At 69.9% G+C, this 382-nt stretch carries 2 pseudogenes; both read left to right on the forward strand.

From position 1 onward, the window contains the following. Window positions 1-106, forward strand: a pseudogene (locus KDL01_RS46690) (response regulator transcription factor); the annotation flags it as partial. Then, window positions 93-382: pseudogene (locus KDL01_RS42750) on the forward strand (two-component sensor histidine kinase); the annotation flags it as partial. The pseudogenes KDL01_RS46690 and KDL01_RS42750, both read left to right, overlap by 14 nt.

A 382-nucleotide genomic window follows, 5' to 3' on the forward strand; every position in this document is an offset into this window, starting at 1 on the left:
CGTCAGCGCCCTCCGCAAGAAGGTGGACGCCGCGTTCCACCGGAAGTCCCTGCAGACCGTACGGGGTACCGGCTACCGGCTGGTGGACGACCGTGAACGCGACTGAGCCGCGACGCCGCTGGTGGCCGCGTTCGGTACGAGCCCGCGCGGCCCTGGCCGCCGCCTCGGCCGCCGCCGTCATCCTGGTCGGCATCGGCTGCTGGGTACACCACGACGTCTACCGCCAGAGCACGCAGATCGCCGAAGACCAAGCCAAGGCACAGCTCTGGTCTCTCTGCGACCAGTTGCGCCAGGGTGTCGTTCCTGACACCACGAACACCGTGCCGTACGAGGTCGTCGCGACCGACCGACGCGGCGCTGTCGCCTATGGCGGAGGCATGGC

Source organism: Actinospica durhamensis (genome assembly GCF_018139695.1).
In the GTDB taxonomy this organism is placed as follows: Bacteria; Actinomycetota; Actinomycetes; order Streptomycetales; family Catenulisporaceae; genus Actinospica; species Actinospica durhamensis.